This is a genomic window from Sphingobacterium haloxyli (genome assembly GCF_002980525.1).
Classification (GTDB): Bacteria; Bacteroidota; Bacteroidia; order Sphingobacteriales; family Sphingobacteriaceae; genus Sphingobacterium; species Sphingobacterium haloxyli.
Map to the genome: position 1 here is coordinate 294793 of NZ_PVBQ01000003.1, position 19357 is coordinate 314149.

Genomic DNA, 19357 nt, shown 5'->3' on the forward strand with positions numbered 1-19357 from the left:
TTTGTTTTTTGTCAAACTATAAAACAAACGTGCAGATTATACAAGAACTAAACCGACTTTCTTCCCTGCTAATGGGAGAGCTGTTTTATTTGCCCGAAAATCCACAGCATCAGACGATGCGGTTGGCTTACGCCACCGATGCTTCTGTATATCAGGAAGTCCCCCTGGCAGTGGCGATTCCACAAGGCAAGGAAGATTTAAAAAACCTTATTTTATTCGCGGGTGAACAGCGTTTGACACTTATTCCACGGACAGCCGGCACCTCACTGGCAGGCCAGGTAGTAGGGAGCGGCATAGTCGTCGATGTATCGCACTGTTTTAATCAGATATTGGAGCTGAACGTGAGTGAGCGTTGGGTGCGTGTACAGCCCGGTGTAATCCGTGATGATCTGAATAACTATCTTCGGGCGCATGGATTAATGTTTGGTCCAGAAACTTCTACAGCAAGTCGTGCGATGATCGGTGGTATGATTGGTAATAATTCCTCCGGCTTACATTCCATCGTTTGGGGAGATACGCGCAAGTGCTTATTAGAGGCTAAGGTGTTGCTCGATGATACGTCAGAGGTTGTTTTTGAGGCGTTGGACGGGGCTGCTCTTTTCGAGAAATTGGCTTCTCAGACGCGGGAGGGCGAAATTTACCGAAAACTGAATGCATTGTTATCGCTTCCGGAAAATAAGGAGGCAATAGTATCGGGATATCCTAAAAAGACCTTGACCCGGCGAAATACGGGATATGCGTTGGATTTTTTGGTGGATGACGAGAAGTCGTTCAACTTATGTGAGTTGTTGGCAGGATCGGAGGGGACTATTGGCATTGTGACCGAAGCGAAATTACGCTTAATGCCACTTCCGCCCAAGGAAATTGGTTTATTATGCGTGCATTTTGCTGACATGGTGGAATGTATGGAGGGTAATATCGTTGCGCTGTCTCACCATCCCGAAGCTTCGGAGTTGGTTGATAAATACATATTGGATTTTACAGTGGGGCACCCGACATATCAATATAATCGCTTTTTCATTGAAGGTGATCCGCAAGCACTGCTGATTATCGAGTTTCGAGCGGATGATGAGGCTACGCTTTATCGAAAAGCAGATGCATTGAAAAAAGATCTAGTCGACAAGGGATTGGGCTATGCCTATCCTTTTGTTGTTGGCGTCCAGGAAACAAATTTGGTCTGGGATGTGCGTAAAGCAGGACTGGGCTTGATACGGAATCTTCCAGGTGATGAACAACCGGTTAATCTCATTGAAGACTGTGCTGTTTCACCTGAAGATCTACCGGCATACGTAAAAGATATCCAGGTCTTGCTGGAGGAGGAAAATGTGCATGCTTCTTATTATGCGCATGCAGGAGCGGGAGAGTTGCATATTGAGCCATTTATTAATCTCAAAACGACACAAGGGCGTCATAAATTCCGATCAATCTTGGAACGTACCACGGATTTGGTTTTGAAGTACAATGGTTCTTTGAGCGGCGAACATGGTGATGGGCGTTTGCGAGGTGAATTTATCGGGAAGGTGTTGGGTGAACAGGTGTACCAATTGTTGCAGGAGACAAAGGCAATTTTCGATCCTCGCGGCGTGTTTAATGCGAATAAGATTGTTAATACCCCGCCGATGGATACTTCTTTGCGCTATGATAAGGTAGTGGATGGCAAGCAGATAAAAACCTATTTTGATTTTACAAAAGACGAGGGTATTCTACGTCTAGCAGAAAAATGTTCCGGTTCGGGTGATTGCCGGAAAACAGAAATCACTGGAGGCACGATGTGTCCATCATTTATGGCGACCCGGAACGAAAAAGATACTACGAGGGCAAGGGCAAATATGCTTCGTCAATTTCTGACAAATTCGACAAAAGCAAATCGGTTTGACCACGAGGAAATAAAGGAGGTGATGGATTTGTGTTTGAGTTGCAAAGCTTGTAAAAGCGAATGCCCATCGCGGGTAGATGTCGCTAAGATGAAAGCGGAGTTTTTGCAACATTATTATCATGCACATGGCGTGCCATTCCGCTCTTCAGTCATCGCCAATTTTACCAAAAGCCAGCGTTTAGGGTCTTATGTTGCACCGCTGTATAACTTGATAGTCAAAACACCGGTTCTTGCGAATATGGTAAAATCTGTGGTAGGTTTTGCTCCTAAACGTTCGTTGCCAACCGTTAATTTTACGACGTTATCTAAATGGGTTCGGAAGCAACCTGTCAAAAGCCACAAGCGAAAGGTGTATTTGTTCAGCGATGAGTTTACGGAATATAACGATACGGCTATTGGTATAACAGCTTATAAATTACTGACATCGTTGGGGTATGAAGTTATTATACCAAAACACGTGGAAAGCGGACGTACATACCTGTCTAAGGGTTTTGTAAAGGAAGCTAAAAAGATAGCTGAAAGAAACGTAGAGCTCTTAAAAGATTTGATTACAGAAGAGGCGCCCCTTCTGGGGATAGAACCTTCTGCTATTATCACTTTTAGAGACGAGTACGTCGAGTTAGTTGGTCCGCATATGTATGAAGCGGCGCGCAAGTTAGCCGATCGGACATGGATGATTGATGAGTTTCTTGTTAGGGAGATAGACGCCGGTAGGATTCATCAGGAGCAGTTTACGAAGGTGGCGAAGAAGGTCAAGCTGCACGGACATTGTTATCAAAAAGCCTTTCATTTGGTTGGTTATACGGAGAGACTATTGTCGTTTCCCCAAAATTACGGTGTGGAAATTATACCTTCGGGCTGTTGTGGAATGGCCGGGTCATTTGGGTATGAGGAGGAGCACTATGAGGTGTCCATGAAAGTAGGGGAACTTGTACTTTTGCCGACAGTGCGTGCAACAGATGAAGACACGCTGATTGCTGCTGCAGGAACGTCTTGCCGTCATCAAATCAAGGACGGAACGGGACGAAGATCTTATCATCCCGTAGAAATATTATATGATGCTTTAATACAGTAACTTTACAGAAGAGTTACGCATCGGCAAGCATGAAACTCATTTAACATTGGATTCGTGAATGCTAAGCATTTTATTTAGGTTTGTATTTATTCAATAAATAATACGTTTGGAATATGAAAAGTACAATTTTACAAGCGACAGCGGTTATGATGTTGGCCTCAACATTAATAAGCTGTGGAAATAACCAAAAGGGTAACGAAAATGCAACCGAAGATGCCCTGACGGCGAACCTTAGGCAGTATGTAGCAACGTCCACGACGGATAATCCAGCCATCTTCTTGTCCTTAGTAAAATCGACAGAGACGGATTCCGCTGTGGTATATGTTGGAAAGTCCTTAAATGATAAAGATACGATTGGACTTCAAATCGAAATAACTAAAAATATTCCGGCAGGAGTTTTTGAGGATGGAAACGTAAACGAAGAGAAAGCCTTTCATGAAGGGGCTATCAAATTCAGTTCGATCGGAGATGAGTCTGACAGATTTGTGAAGGCTGTGGCGACGCTCTATAAACAACCAATTGATAGCGCGATGACGGACGCTATATTAGCACCGCTTGTATTTTCCTCCAACAAGACTGTAGTGGATTTATCCGGAAATGGAACGTATGCATTTAAGCTGTTTTTTGCCAACAGTGCTGGCGAAGAAGCCGAAGTGTTTGCAGAATTGAATTTGTATAACCGCTCATTCAAAATGTGGGCGAAAGATGGAGAGCAATACCCGCGGATATTGTCGGCATTTACAAGTGGTTTGTAGAAGGGAGATATGAAATACATTTTTCTTTTACTAGCGACAATCGCTGGTATGCTACCGTTGCATGCCGCAACTGTCGATACGGTCAACGTACGAAGTGTACTGATGAACAAAGACATCAAGGCTGTTGTTATTTCTCCCGAAAATAAAAAGGCCACGTCTACCCTTTATTTGCTGCATGGATATTCGGGAAATTATGCTAGTTGGATCAAAACTGCGCCTCATATCGAGCAACTTGTCGATACTTATGGATATCTGGTGGTTTGTCCTGATGGCGGTTTCAATAGCTGGTATTGGGATACACCCAAGAATGATTACCTGTACGAGAGCTATATTACGAAAGAACTAATACCTTTTATCGAACAGCAATATCAGGTAGGAAGCGACCGGACTAATCGGGCAATAACAGGACTCAGTATGGGGGGGCATGGAGCATTGTATTTGGCGTTCCGCAATCAGGATCTTTTTGGTTTTGCGGGCAGCACATCAGGCGGTGTAGATATCCGTCCTTTTCCCGATAATTGGGGGATGAAGACGCATTTAGGCGAATATCATCAAGAACCGGAAATCTGGGATGCGCATACAGTTATCGAATTAACCCATCTGGTTAAACCGAAATCCCTTGAATTATTCATAGATTGCGGAACAGAAGATTTCTTTTTCGAGGTGAATAATAAATTGCATGAAAAGCTTACTTATATGAATATAGCGCATCACTATCTTACGATGCCAGGTAAACATAACGGAGAGTATTGGGTGCGATCGATTGATTTTCAGATGGCATTTTTTGCGCAATGTTTTCAAAAGGTCACTCTTAACTAAGCGTATAGATGAACAATGTGTGGGTGACCATTTTCTTGTTACTAGGTTGTGTTCCGGTATTTGCGCAGCAGGTTGTGCTAAGTGGAACAGTACGGGATGGTGAATCGGGCGAAACGCTAATAGGAGCTGTCGTAGCAATTGACACTAATACCGGTCAACAAGCCGTTAGTACCAATGCTTATGGATTTTACTCCTTGACACTACCAGCAGGAAGGCATCGGGTGATCTTTAGCTACGTAGGATACCAGACTTATGTCGAAGAGATCGAACTTGACGCCAATAGGAGATTGCACACAAATCTCCGCAAAACGGAAAATGAACTCGAGGAGGTAGTGGTATCGGCAAAAAGGAAAGACGATAACGTAACGAATCCGCAGATGGGGGTACTCAACTTCACCATGGAAGAGGTGAAGAATGTACCGGTTGTTTTTGGCGAAAAGGACTTGTTGAAGACTATACAATTATTACCCGGCGTACAAAGCGGGGGCGAAGGGTCTTCTAATTTTTATGTTCGTGGTGGTGGTGGTGATCAAAATCTTATTTTGCTCGACGAGGCTACTGTTTACAACGCTTCTCATTTGCTGGGCTTTTTCTCGACATTCAATTCTGATGCCATTAAGGATGTGCAATTATATAAAGGAGGGATTCCGGCGCAGTTTGGCGGCCGCATTTCGTCTGTTTTAGACATCGCTATGATGGATGGCAACCAAAAGAAGTTTGTAACTGAGGGAGGAGTAGGTTTGATCGCTTCTCGTCTAAAAGTGGAAGGGCCTTTGGTTAAGGACAAGAGTTCGTTTATGATCAGCGGACGCCGCACTTACGCGGATATGTTTTTAAAGCTTTCGAACGATGAAGATGTCAATAAAAGCAAGCTTTACTTTTATGATCTAAACGCAAAACTCAATTTCCGTTTTAACGATAAAAATACACTTTATCTATCTGGATATTTTGGCAAAGATGACTTAGGGTATTCTGATCTTTTTAATTTTGATTGGGGTAATGCGACGGCGACGGTGCGATGGAACCGTATTTTTAGTGATAAATTGTTTAGTAACACGTCGTTGATTTACAGTGATTTTAACTATCGTGTGCAGGTGTCGAGCGATGATACTGATTTTGGCATTGCATCGAAAATTCGTAACTGGAATTTAAAACAGGACTTTTCATACTATCAAAATCCAGTAAGCACTTGGCGTTTTGGTGCGCACGTCTTGCAACAGTCCATTTATCCGGCGAGTATAACAGCGGGAGAAAATACATCGGTTAATGATGTGAATGTAGATAACCGCCAAGGAATAGAGCTGGCAGCCTACGTTTCGCACACCTGGAAGCCGGCTGATTGGCTATCTTTGCTGTATGGTGTGCGTCTTACGGATTTTATGGTAATGGGGCCGGGAACTTTTTACGCTTATGACGAAGACGGCGAGCCTCTAGGAGAACAGTATTATGGAAAGGGTGCTGTGGCTAAGCATTACTTAAATATCGAACCTCGTTTTTCAGCCAGTTTTTTGCTAAGTGAGCGGCATAGTATCAAAGCATCGTATAATCGTATAGCGCAGAACCTACATCAGTTAACGAATACGACGTCGAGTTTGCCGACGGATCAATACGTGGTAAGCAGTCTGAATATCAAACCCCAAATCGCTGACCAGATCGCGATCGGGTACTTCCGAAATTTCAGGAACAACCGTTACGAATTCTCCTTAGAAACCTATTATAAGCATATGGACAACCAGATAGATTTCCGGAACGGAGCAGATTTACAGGCAAACCAGTATTTAGAAGGAGATCTATTGTACGGCGTTGGACGAGCTTATGGTTTGGAAGCATATCTTCGAAAGAACACGGGGCGGCTGAATGGTTGGGTAAGTTATACGCTGGCAAAAAGCGAACGAAAGTTTGATGAGATTGATGGTGGGCAGTGGTTTAGAGCCCGTCAGGATCGAACGCATGACGTTTCTGTGGTAGGAATGTATGAGCTGTCGAAAAAATGGACGCTTGGAGCGACCTTCGTCTACCAGACGGGTAACGCAGTGACTTTTCCAAGTGGAAAATATGAGGTTGATGGCAAAACGATGTTCTATTATACAGAAAGAAATGGTTACAGGATGCCCAATTATCATCGATTGGATTTTTCGGCGACGTATGAACCGCTACCTTCAAAGAAGCGTTTCCAATCCAGTTGGACATTTGGTGTATATAACGCGTATAATCGGCGGAATGCATACATCATCGACTTTCGGGAGAACGAAAGCAATACGAATATAACAGAGGCTTATAAAATAGCGCTGTTCGGTATCATTCCATCGGTAACATGGAATTTCAAATTCTGATTATTATGAGTGCTAGACGTTATATTTATATCGTATGGATCTTTTTGTTTTTCGTGGCATGCGAAGAAAAAATTGATATTAACTTGAATGATGCGGATCCGCGGGTAGTAATCGAAGCGAATCTCTCTGATTTACAATCTACCCAACGTATAAGGGTGTCTAAAACCGTTGCTTTTAATGACCCGGTTAACTCGCTGGGCGTAACGAATGCGCATGTACTTGTGGTAGACAGTAAAGGAAATCATCATGATTTCCAGCATGAAGAGGGGGGGAGCTATGTCGCGATGAATTTCACACCGGTACCGGAGCAAGTTTATGGTTTATACGTGGAAGTCGATGGGGAACGCTTTCTATCTTCTTGCTATATGCCGCCCGCGGTAGCAGTAGATTCCACGGGTATTATTGAGGAAAGTATTTTTGGAGATAGTTATTATTTCGCAACATTTAAGTTTAACGACCCCCCTAATGAGCGGAACTATTATCGTTATGACGTTTCCATTAATGATATTGGCTTCCGTTTCTCTTCCGTGTTTCAAGATAAATTCAATGATGGGTTGTACGTTACCCACCAGGTTTCTGATTTGGATACGGAATTGAAACCGGGGGATGTTATTACGGTGAGACGCTATTGCATAGACGAAAAGGTCTTTGATTATTGGAATGAATATCAAAGTACGAATCCCGGTTCCGCAGCCCCGGGGAACCCGACGTCTAATATTTCTAATAATGCCTTGGGTTATTTTTCTGTGGCCTCAGCGCAAGAATTTCAATTGCAAATTATGGATATGAATTTCGATTGGGATGGTCTTGATGATAGCATGTTGCGGTAAGTTACCGCTGTGTTTAAAAATTGCATATGCATTTCTGCTAAAATGCATATCCGTTTTTATCAAATTGCATATGCATTTTTGGTAAGACGAACTACAATATGCCAAAACCATAACCTTTTTCTTGAAGATAGGTGATTACTTTAGGCAGTGCATATGATAGGCGGGGTAATGCTTTGATATTGTCGTGAAAAACGATAATGGAACCATTTTTCACGTGGCGAATTACATTCTGATAGCACTTTTGGGGACTTAGCTGCTCATCGAAATCTCCGGAGAGGACATCCCAAAAGACCACTTCGTATTTTTTGTGCAATACATTTAGCTGCGACTTTTTTGCTCTGGCATAAGGCGGACGAAATAAGGTTGTTCCTGTTAATTGTTGGCATTTTTCGATATTATCTAAGTATATGTTGTCCTCGGTATCCCAACCCCGTAAATGATTGTAGGTATGATTGCCGATTTGGTGCCCGTCTGCGAGGATGCGTTCGTAAATTAACCTGTTTTTCTCAATATTATCGCCTACGCAAAAAAAAGTGGCTTTGATGTGGTGTGCAGCGAGTGTATCCAATATAAAAGGTGTAACCTCGGGAATTGGCCCGTCATCGAATGTCAAATAGACCTTCTGTTCTTTTCGCGACTTATTGAATGTTACTTTTGGATAGTACCATCTTAAAAAAAAAGGTGCGGTTACAAAATACATGTTGATAATATCAGAAATTTGTCCCAATTTTAAAAATCATTTTATGCTTAATTAATCAAATGACAAAAAAAATATCCTATTATATTGTATTATTTTTCATATTGTTCATTATAGGGGCTCCCGGCGGATATGCGCAAGTAACATTACAAGAGGCTATTGAGACGACGCTCGAACGCAATCTACAAATTAAGCAAGCAGAATTCGGGTATCAAATAAGCGAGCAGGACCTTTATCAATCGAAATCGGAATTGTATCCAAATTTAAGTGTCGGTGCTGATAATGCTTATAATTATGGTCTGACGTTTGATCAGACCTCTGGTCAGCTGATTCGTGGAAATTTTTGGACAACAAATGCTGGGGCGCAGTTATCCTCGAGTATCGCTATATTTCAAGGTTTTCAAAAAATCAATCAAATCAAAGCGAATAAAATTCAGCTTACTATCGATGCGACAGAAGTTGAAAAAGTCAAAAACGATTTGGTCCTATCTGTGGTAACAAACTATTTGGAGGCCATTACAAACGGGGAGCTGTATGAGGCAGCTCAGCAGCAAGTTAGGCTTTCGCGGGAGCAACTACGACAGGACAGCATACAATTTCAGGTGGGAAACAAAACGTTGGCAGATTTGGCACAGGCAGAAAACCAGGTGGCGACAGACGAATTGAATATTATGTCGTCGGAGAATGCTTATGAACTTTCGTTACTCAATTTAAAACAGCTCATGGAACTATCTCCGGATACGACGTTTGGTTTAGAAAAACCTAGTATAGCGGATATTATGGCAGAGTATGCGGTTACTTCTTTCGATGATGTGTTTAGAAAAGCGTTGTTGTCTCAGCCGGCGATCGAACAGGCGAGTTATTATAAGGAGTTGGCTTTAAAAAATATTGACATTGCCAAAGGTGCTTATTACCCTACATTAAATCTATCCGCGGGATATGGAACAAATTATTCATCTCGGGCTTATGATATGATCACGCAGGAACAAATTCGATTTTTCGATCAAGTTAATGAGAATAAATCGTTTCGCGGCGGCCTTTCATTACAGATCCCTATTTTTAACAACAACAGGACTAAGGTGGCCGTAAATAAAGCAAAGATAGGCTATTTGCAAGCAGAGAATGAGGAGGCACTGGCGCGCCGGAATCTGGAAAAAACTATTGCGCAGGCTATTTTAGATTTGAGATCTGCCAACCGGCAATATTTCGCGTCTCAGGTAGCTTTTAATACATCTAAAGTCGCTTTTGAAACGATTAAGGAACGTTATGACGTGGGCATGGCTAATTCCATGGAAATGTTCACTGCTCAGACAAATATGAATAGTGCAGAATTTGAAATGATTCGTCGCAAATACGAAATGGTATTTCGCGGAAAGGTCATTGACTATTATATCGGAAACCCTATAACTTTTTAACTATATCTTCATGGCAAAGAAAAAGAGCAACCTACCTAAAATATTGGTCATCTCTGCAGTAGTAATTTTGATACTGGTTGTAATAGGAAGTAAGTTCGGCTGGTTTGGTGATGGGGGAGTGCAACAGGTTGCAGTAGATGAGGTGGGAGAGAAAACCATCTCGGAACTTGTTTCGGCGAGTGGGAAGGTGCAACCGGAATTCGAAGTAAAATTGAGCTCGGAGGTTTCGGGCGAGATAATAGAACTGAATGTCCGAGAAGGGCAGGTTGTAAAAAAAGGAGATGTATTATGCCGTGTAAAACCGGACTTGTTACAATCCAGCTACGATCAAGTTGTGGCGATGGTTAGCCAACAAAAGGCCAACCTTGCTGCTGCACAGCAGATGTTAAAGCAACAAGAAGCGAGCTTGATCAACGCGGAAGCCATCTATAACCGAAGTTTAGAGCTTTTCAACAAAAAAGTGATATCTGCGTCGGAGATGGACAAAGCAAGGGCCGACTATGAGGTCGCACGCGCTACTGTGGAATCTCAACGTCAGCAGGTGGAAGCCTCCAGATTCGGGGTGAATCAATCGCAGGCGCAATTGCAGGAAGCAGGGAATAGCTTGTCCCGGACAACAATATATGCACCAGCGGATGGTGTGGTTTCTTTGTTGTCAATAGAACTCGGCGAGCGCGTGGTGGGTACAGCGCAGATGGCAGGGACGGAAATTATGCGTATCGCCAATATGTCCACCATGGAAGTGAATGTGGAAGTAAACGAAAATGATATTAACCGAGTAAGGGTGGGTAACGACGCTACGATAGAAGTAGACGCTTTCCAAGGACGTAAGTTTAAGGGGGTGGTAACCGAAATTTCAAGTTCTTCTACTTCTGCGGGTTCTGAAACGGTAGCAGCGACTGCCGAACAAGTAACGAATTTCAGTGTGAAAGTACGTATTGAGGCCGCTTCTTATGAAGACTTGATAGATGAAGATAATAAAAACGCCTCTCCTTTTAAGCCCGGATTATCTGCAACGGTGCAGGTTCATACAAAATCGGACAAAGGTCTCGTTGTACCCATTCAGGCAGTGACGGTGCGAGAAAATATCAATGACGCGGATTCTACAGACAATGCTGGCATAAAGGAATATGTATTTGTACTGAATGGAGACGTGGTAGATATGAAGGAGGTGACGACTGGTATCCAAGATGATAATAACATTATTGTTAAATCGGGACTAAAAGCTGGCGACAAGGTGGTGTCTAGGCCTTTCAATGCGATTTCCAAGATTTTGCAGGATGGTACACGAGTGAAGGAGGTCGAGGCGAGCGCCCTGAACTAAAGATAGAATGAAGAAATTGGCTCTCTTTTTCGGGATGAGCGAGAACGAACGCAGAGGTTTTCTTGTGCTGTCGATTCTTATTGTGCTGATGGCGGCTACCCCTTTTATATATAGTTTTTATGTTAGCAATACGAGGGACGATATTTTCCTGCTTTCTTCCCTAGTGGAGGAAGAGCGAAATATGCTTGGGGCGAATGAGGAAGGAAACCGCGGACCTCTTACGGAAGCAGAGAAACCGCCTTTTCCTTTCAATCCTAATAACTTAGCTGCGGAAAAATGGAAAATGTTAGGATTTACCGAAAAGCAAATAAAAGTTATTAAAAATTATGAAGCTAAAGGTGGGCGATTCCGAACAAAAGCGGATGTCGCTAAAATTTATGTCATTTCCGAAGAAGACTTTAGGCGGATAGCGCCGTATATTACCTTGCCCGAGACAGTTTCTACGCCACCGCCGAAGGTAGCTTCTTCACCCAATGGAAGGACCAAACCTTCGAACGCGAAAATAGTGCTTGACTTATCGATAGCGGACACCACTGCGTTGAAGAAGATTCATGGTATTGGTTCGGTACTCGCTGCGCGTATTGTAAAATTTCGTGATGCATTGGGTGGTTTTCATAGTATTGACCAGGTAAAAGAGGTATATGGTATTTCTGAAGAGCAATTCGTGAAGATGGAATCTTCTTTGACGTTGGGAGATAACCCTATTAGCAAGTGGGCCATAAATCACTTGTCTGTAGAGAGATTGACGCAACATCCTTATATCTCTCGCAAAGAGGCTACGCATATTGTACGGTACCGCGAGCAGCACGGTGCTTTTGCGTCGTTGGATGATTTAGAAAAGATGTATGCTTTAAATGACGATTTTTTACGTAAAATTGCACCTTATTTGGAATTTAATTAACGAGCATGCTAGAAGAACGCCTTAAATCCGTGATTCGGGATATTCCCGATTTTCCGAAACCAGGAATTGTATTCAAAGATATTACGCCGATTTTAAAGGATCAACAGCTCTGTGGAGAGATTGTCGACCAGTTGGTCAACTATCTGCAAGGAATTGAAATTGACGCTATCGCCGGAGTAGAGAGCCGCGGTTTCTTGTTTGGTATGCTCTTGGCCAACAGATTAGATGTCCCTTTTATTCCTATCCGGAAACAGGGCAAGTTGCCTTTTAACACGATATCGGAATCTTATAAATTAGAATATGGACAAGCGACTATTGAAGTGCATGAAGATGCGCTTGCCCCGGGAAGTAAGGTGTTGATTCATGACGATTTGCTCGCTACAGGTGGAACGGTCGTGGCGGCTTCCAAACTATTGGAAAAACTGGGAGCAGATATCATTGGGTACGCGTTTATCATTAGTTTGGACTTCCTTCAGAGCGAAGGGCGTTTAACACGCTTCAGTGACCGGATAATTTCTCTAGCTCGGTTTGATGCTTAAATATCCCCTCGATGTAATAGTATTTATCTCCAAGGATTAAAACGGATTGATGCTTTTCCAAGCTGTATCCTTTATTCTTGGTATAGTGAAGTGTTTCGCGTGTGTCGTATAACGAATTTTGAATATTTCGTTGTATACGAAATGTAGCAGGTTCTCCATTGTCTCCATAAATTATTTCAACAAAAACGATATCAACTTTTGGATCTGAGGAAATTATTTTTACGCTGTTAGCTGTGCTATCTTTTTTTAACATGCCGGCATAAGCAGGCTTGTTTAAATCAATTGAGGCAAAACTAGACAGCTCATTTGCCCAATCCGTGATTTGTATTTCTTTGGTTTCGGATAAGCTGTCCTTAACAACCGTTTTTTCTAAAAAAGGTTTCTCTTGGGTCAATTGTGCTATTTCCGTCTTAAAATATCCGGGAATATCGAAATACGTTTCTCTTGTTATTTTTTTGTCTTTTGGACTGGAGTTGCACGATATGTACAGCGCACTAACGACTACCGCCGTTATTGCGCTGCACCATGTGTTTTTTGTTTTATACCAATACATTACCACTCATATCTGCTGGGATGTCAAGGCTTAATAGTTTTAACACTGTAGGAGCTATGTCGCCCAGTTTTCCATCTTTTATTTTCTGGAAGTCTTTGTCTATCAGGATACAAGGTACAAGGTTGGTGGTATGTGCTGTATTTACTGAGCCGTCTTTATTGACCATAAACTCAGCGTTCCCATGATCGGCCAATATAATGAAGGAATAGCCGTGTTCTAATCCCGTTTCCACGACTTTTTTAGTGCAGGAATCTACGGTTTCGACCGCCTTTACGACAGCATTAAAAACGCCTGTATGTCCCACCATGTCAGGGTTAGCAAAATTTAAACATATGAAATCCGGTTGATTTTCTGCTATATCATTGCAAATTGCGGTGGTAATACCTTCAGCACTCATTTCTGGTTGGAGATCATAGGTCGCCACTTTTGGCGAAGGGATGAGCAATCGGCGTTCGCCGGGAAATTCTTCTTCACGTCCCCCCGAAAAGAAAAAAGTGACGTGTGGATACTTCTCTGTTTCAGCGATACGAACCTGGGTCTTGTTTTGACGGCTTAATACCTCTCCGAGTGTATTCGTTAAATTCTCTTTCTGGAACACAACGTGTACATTTTTGAATGTCTCGTCGTAGGAAGTCATGGTTACATAATATAATGACAGGGGATGCATGTCGTATTTTGGAAAAGCTTCCTGCGTCAAAGCTATGGTAATCTCACGACCTCGGTCAGTACGGAAATTATAACAAAATACAACATCGCCTTCCTGAATAGTCGCTACGGGCCGTCCGTCCGCATCTGTCACCACAATGGGTTTGATGAACTCATCGGTAATTCCATCGTCGTAAGATTGCTTTACTGCTTGTTTTATATTCGTGGTAGGTTTGCCCGTTCCTTTTGTTAACAAATCGTAAGTTTCCTTGACCCGTTCCCATCGGTTATCTCTGTCCATGGCATAATAGCGTCCTATCGCGCTTGCAATAGTTCCTGTTGAATGAGCTAGGTGATTCTGTAAATCTTCGATATAACCGAGTCCGCCATTGGGATCGGTATCACGGCCGTCCATAAAAGCATGGATAAATACTTGGTCTTGTTGAAGTCCGGTCTGCTGTGCGGCGTCACAAAGTGCTTTCAAATGTTCAGTATGGGCGTGCACACCACCATCGGATAACAGTCCAATAAAATGAACCTTTTTCTGGTGTGCTTTGGCATACTCAAAAGCCTCTTGGATGGCAGGGTTAGCGTTGAACTCTCCGTCTTTTGCAGCCTTATTTATACGGCCAAGTTCTTGATATACAGTACGACCACCGCCGAGATTCATATGACCTACTTCCGAGTTTCCCATTTGTCCTTCTGGAAGCCCGACGGCTTCGCCAGAAGCTTCTAATCGTGAAGTTGGATAAGTCGCTAATAAATGATCTAAAAATGGAGTTTTGGCTGCACGTACAGCATTTGAATTATCGTCTTTTCCGTAGCCTAAACCATCTAAGATTAGTAGTGCTACTCTTTTGTTTTTTAAATTACCCACATACAAACTTATATAAAATGCTTTGCATTCGCCAATACCTTGCTATAAAAAATCATCATCACGAATTGGCATAGTTTTAGCATATTCTCGATCAGAAATATAAATCAGGATATATGATATATAAAGTGATGCGAAGATGCGCTTTTCTGGCGTTCTGCTGTCTGATCGGTGTATCGGTATTAGCAATGACTACCTCCTTTGACGAGGCGGTCAAAAGCGCATCAATGGCTCTGAAGGCGGGTGACGCAAAGAAGTTGGCGAAAATCTTTGACAACAGTGTCCATCTTTCCGTTAAACGAGATGAGGGAGCCTTTACTAAATTTCAGGCAGAGTTACTACTGCATGATTTTTTCCGAACGAATAAAGTGGATGGATTGAAAGAAGTACAGCGTGCTAATAATTCAACAGCCGCGTTCGCTGTTTTTTCATTGAAAACGAACTCAAAAAACTATCGGGTATTTATAAAGTTTGTACAGTCTAACAATAAGGAGTTTAAGGTCGCTGAGGTTCGAATTGAGTAAAGATAAGCTTAAAAATTGATCTAGGATTTTATAATAAAATATATTTTTGTCATCTTCGCTTATTAATTTAATTCGAATAAATGGCAGTTGAGTTGAGTAAACTGGAGCAGTTTGTGGCGTTAGCACTGCAGGAAGATGTAGGGAATGGCGACTATACTTCTTTATCCACTATTCAAGAAAATGTATTGGGAGAAGCAAAACTGCTTGTAAAAGATACCGGTATTCTTGCGGGAGTCGCGGTGGCAAAGGATATCTTTCATATTATAGATCCGAATTTAAAGATTGATGTGACGTTGGACGACGGTGTGGAAATAAAGGTGGGAGATATAGCTTTTTTTGTTCAGGGTAATGTACACAGTATCTTAAAAGCGGAACGGTTGGTGCTGAATGTGATGCAACGCATGTCCGGAATCGCTACACGGACCAATCACTATGCTAAACAGTTGGCTGGAACAAAATGTAAGGTATTGGATACACGAAAAACAACACCACTATTACGTTTTTTAGAAAAGGAAGCCGTGCGTATTGGAGGTGGCGCCAACCATCGCTTTGGGCTGTATGATATGATTCTCATCAAGGATAACCATGTTGATTATGCTGGGGGTATTTCCAATGCGTTGACGCGAGCTCAAACTTATCTAACCACCAAAGGATTGTCTATCCCTATCGAAATAGAAGTTCGGAGTTTTCAAGAACTCGAAGAGGTATTGGCTAATGAACATGTAGACCGCGTAATGTTTGATAATTTTACACCGGAGGAGGTAGAGAAGGCCGTACAGCTAGTGAATGGCCGGTTGGTGACGGAAGCATCTGGCGGTATTACATTAGAAACGATTCGCGATTATGCGCTGGCTGGAGTAGATTATATTTCGGTGGGTGCATTAACGCACTCTGTAAAAAGTTTGGATTTAAGCTTAAAAGCTAAAATTGTATAATTATCTTTAGGAAGCTTAAATTAATATATGATTTCGATTTATCTAATAGGCATAGTTATCTTAGCTTATCTGTTTGGTTCCATTCCATCGGCGGTATGGTTTGGTGAGGCTTTCTATGGAGTAGACGTGCGGGAATATGGAAGTGGAAATGCCGGAGCAACAAACACCTTTCGGGTGCTGGGTAAAAGGGCAGGGTCGATTGTCATGTTTGTCGATATCTTTAAAGGTTGGACCGCTACCAATTTACCTTATCTCTTAGATTCCACGGTTGTTGGTATACCAAGCTCTGTACAGTTCGTTAATTTCCAATTGGCACTGGGGGTTATTGCCGTGCTGGGACATCTTTTTCCCATTTTCGCTGGTTTTCGAGGTGGCAAAGGAGTCGCAACTCTATTCGGGATGGTTATTGCTATTCATCCAGAAGCGGCGTTATGTTGCGTAAGTGTCTTTTTGTTGACGTTGATTATCACACATTATGTGTCGCTTAGTTCCATATTGGCAGGGTTTACCTTTCCATTTAGTATCGCATTTATTTTCCATACATCGGTTCCAGCCGTGTTATTATACGGTATAGCTATCTGTGCCTTGATATTGGTTACGCATCAAAAGAATATTGAAAGACTATTGAAAGGCCACGAGTCCAAGATTTATCTGTTTAGGAAAAAGAAGATGTAGGGTTGTTAAGCTTTTAGGCATAAGATTTGTATCACTTTATATTTATCTGTTACGTTTGTAGACAAACTTGAATTATTATGAAAACGATTATTAAACATACCTTTCTGATCGCGATGGTGGCGATTATGGCAGCGTGCTCTACTGTGCCGTTGTCGGGTAGGAAGCAGTTGTCACTTGTTAGTGATGATCAGATACAGCAACAAGCTGCCGTAGCCTATAAGGAGTTTCTGGGCAATCCCAATACAAAAGTAGTGACTGGGACCTCGAACGCGACGTTGGTGAAAAAAGTCGGTAATAGGATTGCTTCTGCTGTAAATCAGTATCTTCAAGCTGAAGGCCTGTCAAATCAATTTAACTTTAATTGGGAGTTTAATTTGGTGCAGAGTTCTGACGTGAACGCATGGTGTATGCCGGGAGGTAAAGTGGCTATATATACAGGGATTTTACCATTTACAGCAAATGAAGATGGTTTAGCGACAGTAATGGGACATGAGATTGCACATGCGATTGCTCGTCACTCGATGGAGCAGATGTCTAACCAATACGCCTTGCAGGTTGGCGCACAGGTGCTAGGCGTTGCGACTTCGGGAAAGAGCTCTATTGTACAGGGCTTGGTCAACAACGCTTATGGTATCGGAGGCCAACTGGCATTACTGAAATATTCGCGTAGTAACGAATCGGAAGCGGATCAGCTCGGTTTGATGTTTATGGCGATGGCAGGGTATAACCCACAACATGCGGTATCTTTTTGGGAACGTATGGCTAATGCGAAATCTAAAGCCAATGCGCAACCGGAATTTTTGAGTACACACCCTAGTGACGCTAGACGGGTCGCTGATATTCAGAAGCTGATCCCACAAGCGATGCAATATTACAAAAGATAAAAAAGAAAAGGCCTGCGGGCCTTTTCTTTTTTATCTTTTCTTCCTCTGAACGAAATACTGTTCAATCTCTTCAAGAGTAAACGCATTAAGACAGCGCCTTGGAGATAGTCCACCCTTTCTTGCTACGTATACGCCATATTGCATGTCGGTTAGACCTTCGGTACGGTGAGCATCAGGATTGATGGATAGCAATACACCTTTTTCCAGCGCATATCTTTGCCAACGCCAGTCTAAGTCTAACCTTAGTGGATTAGCATTTATTTCAATAACTACTTGATTCGCCGCACAGGCGTCTATTACCTTTTTGTAATCGATCGGGTAGCCGGGTCGGCTGAGCAACAAACGACCTGTGGGGTGCCCGAGAATAGTGGTATACGGATTTTCAATCGCGGTAATCAAACGTTGGGTAGCTTTTTCTTCGTCCATACGCAAATTGCTATGGATAGAAGCGACCACGAAATCGAATTTTGCAAGGATATCGTCTGGGTAATCCAGACTGCCGTCGGAGAGAATATCCGATTCTATTCCCCTGAAAATTCGAAAGGGCGCTAATTTATGGTTTAACCGTTCAATTTCTATCCATTGCTCTTTTACGCGTTCTATAGGAAGACCACTCGCATAAACCGCTGTCTTAGAATGGTCACAGATGCCGAAGTAGCTCAGCCCAAGTTCATCTTTGCAGTACGTTGCCATCTGTTCTAGCGAATGCACACCGTCGCTATAGGTTGAGTGATTGTGCAATGTGCCTTTTAGGTCGGCATACGTGATAAGCTCAGGTAGTTCGCCGTTTTTCGCCCAATTGATTTCTCCTGAACCTTCTCTTAGTTCGGGTTCGATATAGGATAATCCAAGCGCTTCGTAAATGGCTTCCTCGGACGCGAGTTCGGGTATGTCTGCCTGGATGGCTTGCAGCTCTTTTATGTGTATTTCACTTCCTGTCGTGAGCAACAAATCGATAGCAAAACGTTCCTCGGGGGTAGATTGTATACGGTAGCGGACACCTAGTTCATCGGTTAACTGAATAGCAGTATCTTCGTATTCTTCGGTCGTGTATACCGGTGTCTCTGCCAAAAAAGACCGTATTTCTGAAATGCTACAGGTTGTCAATATATCGACGGATGCAATGATTTCACATTTTCGTCTAATTTCTCCCGTAAAAGCATGCTGTTTCTCGGGAAAATGGCTGACAAGATTTCCAAGCAGGATTGCCGCAATCTTCTCGACTTTCGCATACAAGAATAATCCTTGATTTGCGTTGGAAAACTCTATGGATTTGCGAATTTCTTCCTGCGTTTTCAAGCCGAACCCTTTGGCTTCCATTAATCGGTTTTCGTTGCAGGCATAAAGAAGCTCTCCAATCGATTCAATACCAAGGTCTTTCCAGATAGACCGGATTTTTTTCGGCCCAAGACCCTTTATTGTGAGCATGGCCATAACGCCTGGCGGGGTCTGTGCAATAAGGTCGTCCAGTTCGGGGAATGAACCCGACTCTAGAATCAACATAATTCTTTCCGCCGTGCTTTTGCCAATACCTGGTTGTGTACTGAGCTGGTCTATCGTGGCACCCGTCGCTGGAAAAGGCAACTTATCAATCTTGAACGAGGCAGAGGCCATAGCTTTTGTTCGAAACGGGTTTTCGTTGAACAGCTCCATGAGTTGACTGTATAACTTAAAAATTTTGGCTATGGCCTTGTTTTCCATAA

Annotated in this window: 17 protein-coding genes; 13 read left to right on the forward strand and 4 right to left on the reverse strand. The window is 42.7% G+C overall.

Translation table 11 applies throughout. From position 1 onward, the window contains the following. Nucleotides 1-8: 8 nt before the first annotated feature. The 5 genes from C5745_RS05120 to C5745_RS05140 all read left to right on the forward strand — a co-directional run bounded on the left by C5745_RS05120 (nt 9) and on the right by C5745_RS05140 (nt 7688). The gene (locus C5745_RS05120) at nt 9-2951 is read left to right on the forward strand and encodes an FAD-binding and (Fe-S)-binding domain-containing protein (RefSeq protein ID WP_317046834.1); all 2943 of its coding nucleotides are present in this window, start codon (nt 9-11) and stop codon (nt 2949-2951) included. A gap of 113 nt (nt 2952-3064) precedes the next feature. Then, on the forward strand, nt 3065-3706 hold the full coding sequence (locus C5745_RS05125; protein ID WP_105715902.1) for a hypothetical protein: 642 nt from the start codon (nt 3065-3067) through the stop codon (nt 3704-3706). Between the two features lie 9 nt (nt 3707-3715). After that, nucleotides 3716-4525 (forward strand): alpha/beta hydrolase, encoded by an 810-nt coding sequence (locus tag C5745_RS05130; protein WP_105715903.1) that lies wholly within the window; start codon nt 3716-3718, stop codon nt 4523-4525. 8 nt (nt 4526-4533) lie between these two features. After that, nucleotides 4534-6858 carry a TonB-dependent receptor gene (locus tag C5745_RS05135; RefSeq protein ID WP_105715904.1) on the forward strand — a complete coding sequence of 775 codons (2325 nt, stop codon included), beginning with the start codon at nt 4534-4536 and terminating at the stop codon, nt 6856-6858. A 5-nt stretch (nt 6859-6863) separates the two neighbouring features. Further along, nucleotides 6864-7688 (forward strand): DUF4249 domain-containing protein, encoded by an 825-nt coding sequence (locus tag C5745_RS05140; RefSeq protein ID WP_165793021.1) that lies wholly within the window; start codon nt 6864-6866, stop codon nt 7686-7688. A 91-nt stretch (nt 7689-7779) separates the two neighbouring features. On the opposite strand, the gene C5745_RS05145 is transcribed toward C5745_RS05140, so the two are convergent. Then, entirely contained in the window at nt 7780-8388 is a 609-nt protein-coding gene (locus tag C5745_RS05145) for a polysaccharide deacetylase family protein (protein ID WP_105715906.1), read from the reverse strand. 59 nt (nt 8389-8447) lie between these two features. Here C5745_RS05145 and C5745_RS05150 point away from each other — a divergent pair, with 59 nt between their 5' ends. From C5745_RS05150 to C5745_RS05165, 4 genes are read left to right on the forward strand one after another with little or no spacing between them, the layout of a single operon-like run. Then, complete coding sequence (locus C5745_RS05150; protein ID WP_105715907.1) at nt 8448-9800, forward strand: TolC family protein; 1353 nt, start codon at nt 8448-8450, stop codon at nt 9798-9800. Nucleotides 9801-9810: 10 nt separating this feature from the next. Further along, a complete protein-coding gene (locus C5745_RS05155) occupies nt 9811-11124 on the forward strand; it encodes an efflux RND transporter periplasmic adaptor subunit (RefSeq protein WP_105715908.1) in 1314 nt (437 codons plus the stop codon). Nucleotides 11125-11131: 7 nt separating this feature from the next. Continuing rightward, the gene (locus tag C5745_RS05160; protein ID WP_105715909.1) at nt 11132-12025 is read left to right on the forward strand and encodes a ComEA family DNA-binding protein; all 894 of its coding nucleotides are present in this window, start codon (nt 11132-11134) and stop codon (nt 12023-12025) included. Nucleotides 12026-12030: 5 nt separating this feature from the next. Next, a complete protein-coding gene (locus tag C5745_RS05165) occupies nt 12031-12564 on the forward strand; it encodes an adenine phosphoribosyltransferase (RefSeq protein WP_105715910.1) in 534 nt (177 codons plus the stop codon). Here the strand turns inward: C5745_RS05165 and C5745_RS05170 are convergent. Continuing rightward, on the reverse strand, nt 12524-13117 hold the full coding sequence (locus C5745_RS05170) for a hypothetical protein (protein WP_105715911.1): 594 nt from the start codon (nt 13115-13117) through the stop codon (nt 12524-12526). The genes C5745_RS05165 and C5745_RS05170 overlap by 41 nt on opposite strands. Next, nucleotides 13104-14639: a 2,3-bisphosphoglycerate-independent phosphoglycerate mutase gene (gene gpmI, locus C5745_RS05175; RefSeq protein ID WP_243403252.1), complete on the reverse strand. Its 1536-nt coding sequence runs from the start codon at nt 14637-14639 to the stop codon at nt 13104-13106. The genes C5745_RS05170 and gpmI overlap by 14 nt, the downstream gene beginning before the upstream one ends. Before the next feature lie 113 nt (nt 14640-14752). Between gpmI and C5745_RS05180 the strand changes: the two genes are divergently transcribed. The 4 genes from C5745_RS05180 to C5745_RS05195 all read left to right on the forward strand — a co-directional run bounded on the left by C5745_RS05180 (nt 14753) and on the right by C5745_RS05195 (nt 17654). Continuing rightward, nucleotides 14753-15160 carry a DUF4783 domain-containing protein gene (locus tag C5745_RS05180; RefSeq protein ID WP_105715913.1) on the forward strand — a complete coding sequence of 136 codons (408 nt, stop codon included), beginning with the start codon at nt 14753-14755 and terminating at the stop codon, nt 15158-15160. 80 nt (nt 15161-15240) lie between these two features. Next, nucleotides 15241-16095 carry a carboxylating nicotinate-nucleotide diphosphorylase gene (gene nadC / locus C5745_RS05185; protein ID WP_105715914.1) on the forward strand — a complete coding sequence of 285 codons (855 nt, stop codon included), beginning with the start codon at nt 15241-15243 and terminating at the stop codon, nt 16093-16095. A gap of 27 nt (nt 16096-16122) precedes the next feature. Then, entirely contained in the window at nt 16123-16770 is a 648-nt protein-coding gene (gene plsY / locus C5745_RS05190) for a glycerol-3-phosphate 1-O-acyltransferase PlsY (protein WP_105715915.1), read from the forward strand. 77 nt (nt 16771-16847) lie between these two features. Beyond that, the gene (locus C5745_RS05195; RefSeq protein ID WP_105715916.1) at nt 16848-17654 is read left to right on the forward strand and encodes a M48 family metallopeptidase; all 807 of its coding nucleotides are present in this window, start codon (nt 16848-16850) and stop codon (nt 17652-17654) included. A 30-nt stretch (nt 17655-17684) separates the two neighbouring features. Here C5745_RS05195 and C5745_RS05200 read toward each other — a convergent pair whose 3' ends face one another. Continuing rightward, nucleotides 17685-19355 (reverse strand): DNA polymerase/3'-5' exonuclease PolX, encoded by a 1671-nt coding sequence (locus C5745_RS05200; protein WP_105715917.1) that lies wholly within the window; start codon nt 19353-19355, stop codon nt 17685-17687. Between the last annotated feature and the right edge of the window lie 2 nt (nt 19356-19357).

Bases quoted from the DNA above. Each gene is read 5' to 3' on its own strand.
- C5745_RS05125 (WP_105715902.1), top strand. From the start codon at position 3,065: ATGAAAAGTACAATTTTACAAGCGACAGCGGTTATGATGTTGGCCTCA.
- C5745_RS05130 (WP_105715903.1), top strand. From the start codon at position 3,716: ATGAAATACATTTTTCTTTTACTAGCGACAATCGCTGGTATGCTACCG.
- C5745_RS05135 (WP_105715904.1), top strand. From the start codon at position 4,534: ATGAACAATGTGTGGGTGACCATTTTCTTGTTACTAGGTTGTGTTCCG.
- C5745_RS05140 (WP_165793021.1), top strand. From the start codon at position 6,864: ATGAGTGCTAGACGTTATATTTATATCGTATGGATCTTTTTGTTTTTC.
- C5745_RS05145 (WP_105715906.1), bottom strand. From the start codon at position 8,388: ATGTATTTTGTAACCGCACCTTTTTTTTTAAGATGGTACTATCCAAAA.
- C5745_RS05150 (WP_105715907.1), top strand. From the start codon at position 8,448: ATGACAAAAAAAATATCCTATTATATTGTATTATTTTTCATATTGTTC.
- C5745_RS05155 (WP_105715908.1), top strand. From the start codon at position 9,811: ATGGCAAAGAAAAAGAGCAACCTACCTAAAATATTGGTCATCTCTGCA.
- C5745_RS05160 (WP_105715909.1), top strand. From the start codon at position 11,132: ATGAAGAAATTGGCTCTCTTTTTCGGGATGAGCGAGAACGAACGCAGA.
- C5745_RS05165 (WP_105715910.1), top strand. From the start codon at position 12,031: ATGCTAGAAGAACGCCTTAAATCCGTGATTCGGGATATTCCCGATTTT.
- C5745_RS05170 (WP_105715911.1), bottom strand. From the start codon at position 13,117: ATGTATTGGTATAAAACAAAAAACACATGGTGCAGCGCAATAACGGCG.
- C5745_RS05180 (WP_105715913.1), top strand. From the start codon at position 14,753: ATGATATATAAAGTGATGCGAAGATGCGCTTTTCTGGCGTTCTGCTGT.
- nadC (WP_105715914.1), top strand. From the start codon at position 15,241: ATGGCAGTTGAGTTGAGTAAACTGGAGCAGTTTGTGGCGTTAGCACTG.
- plsY (WP_105715915.1), top strand. From the start codon at position 16,123: ATGATTTCGATTTATCTAATAGGCATAGTTATCTTAGCTTATCTGTTT.
- C5745_RS05195 (WP_105715916.1), top strand. From the start codon at position 16,848: ATGAAAACGATTATTAAACATACCTTTCTGATCGCGATGGTGGCGATT.
- C5745_RS05200 (WP_105715917.1), bottom strand. From the start codon at position 19,355: ATGGAAAACAAGGCCATAGCCAAAATTTTTAAGTTATACAGTCAACTC.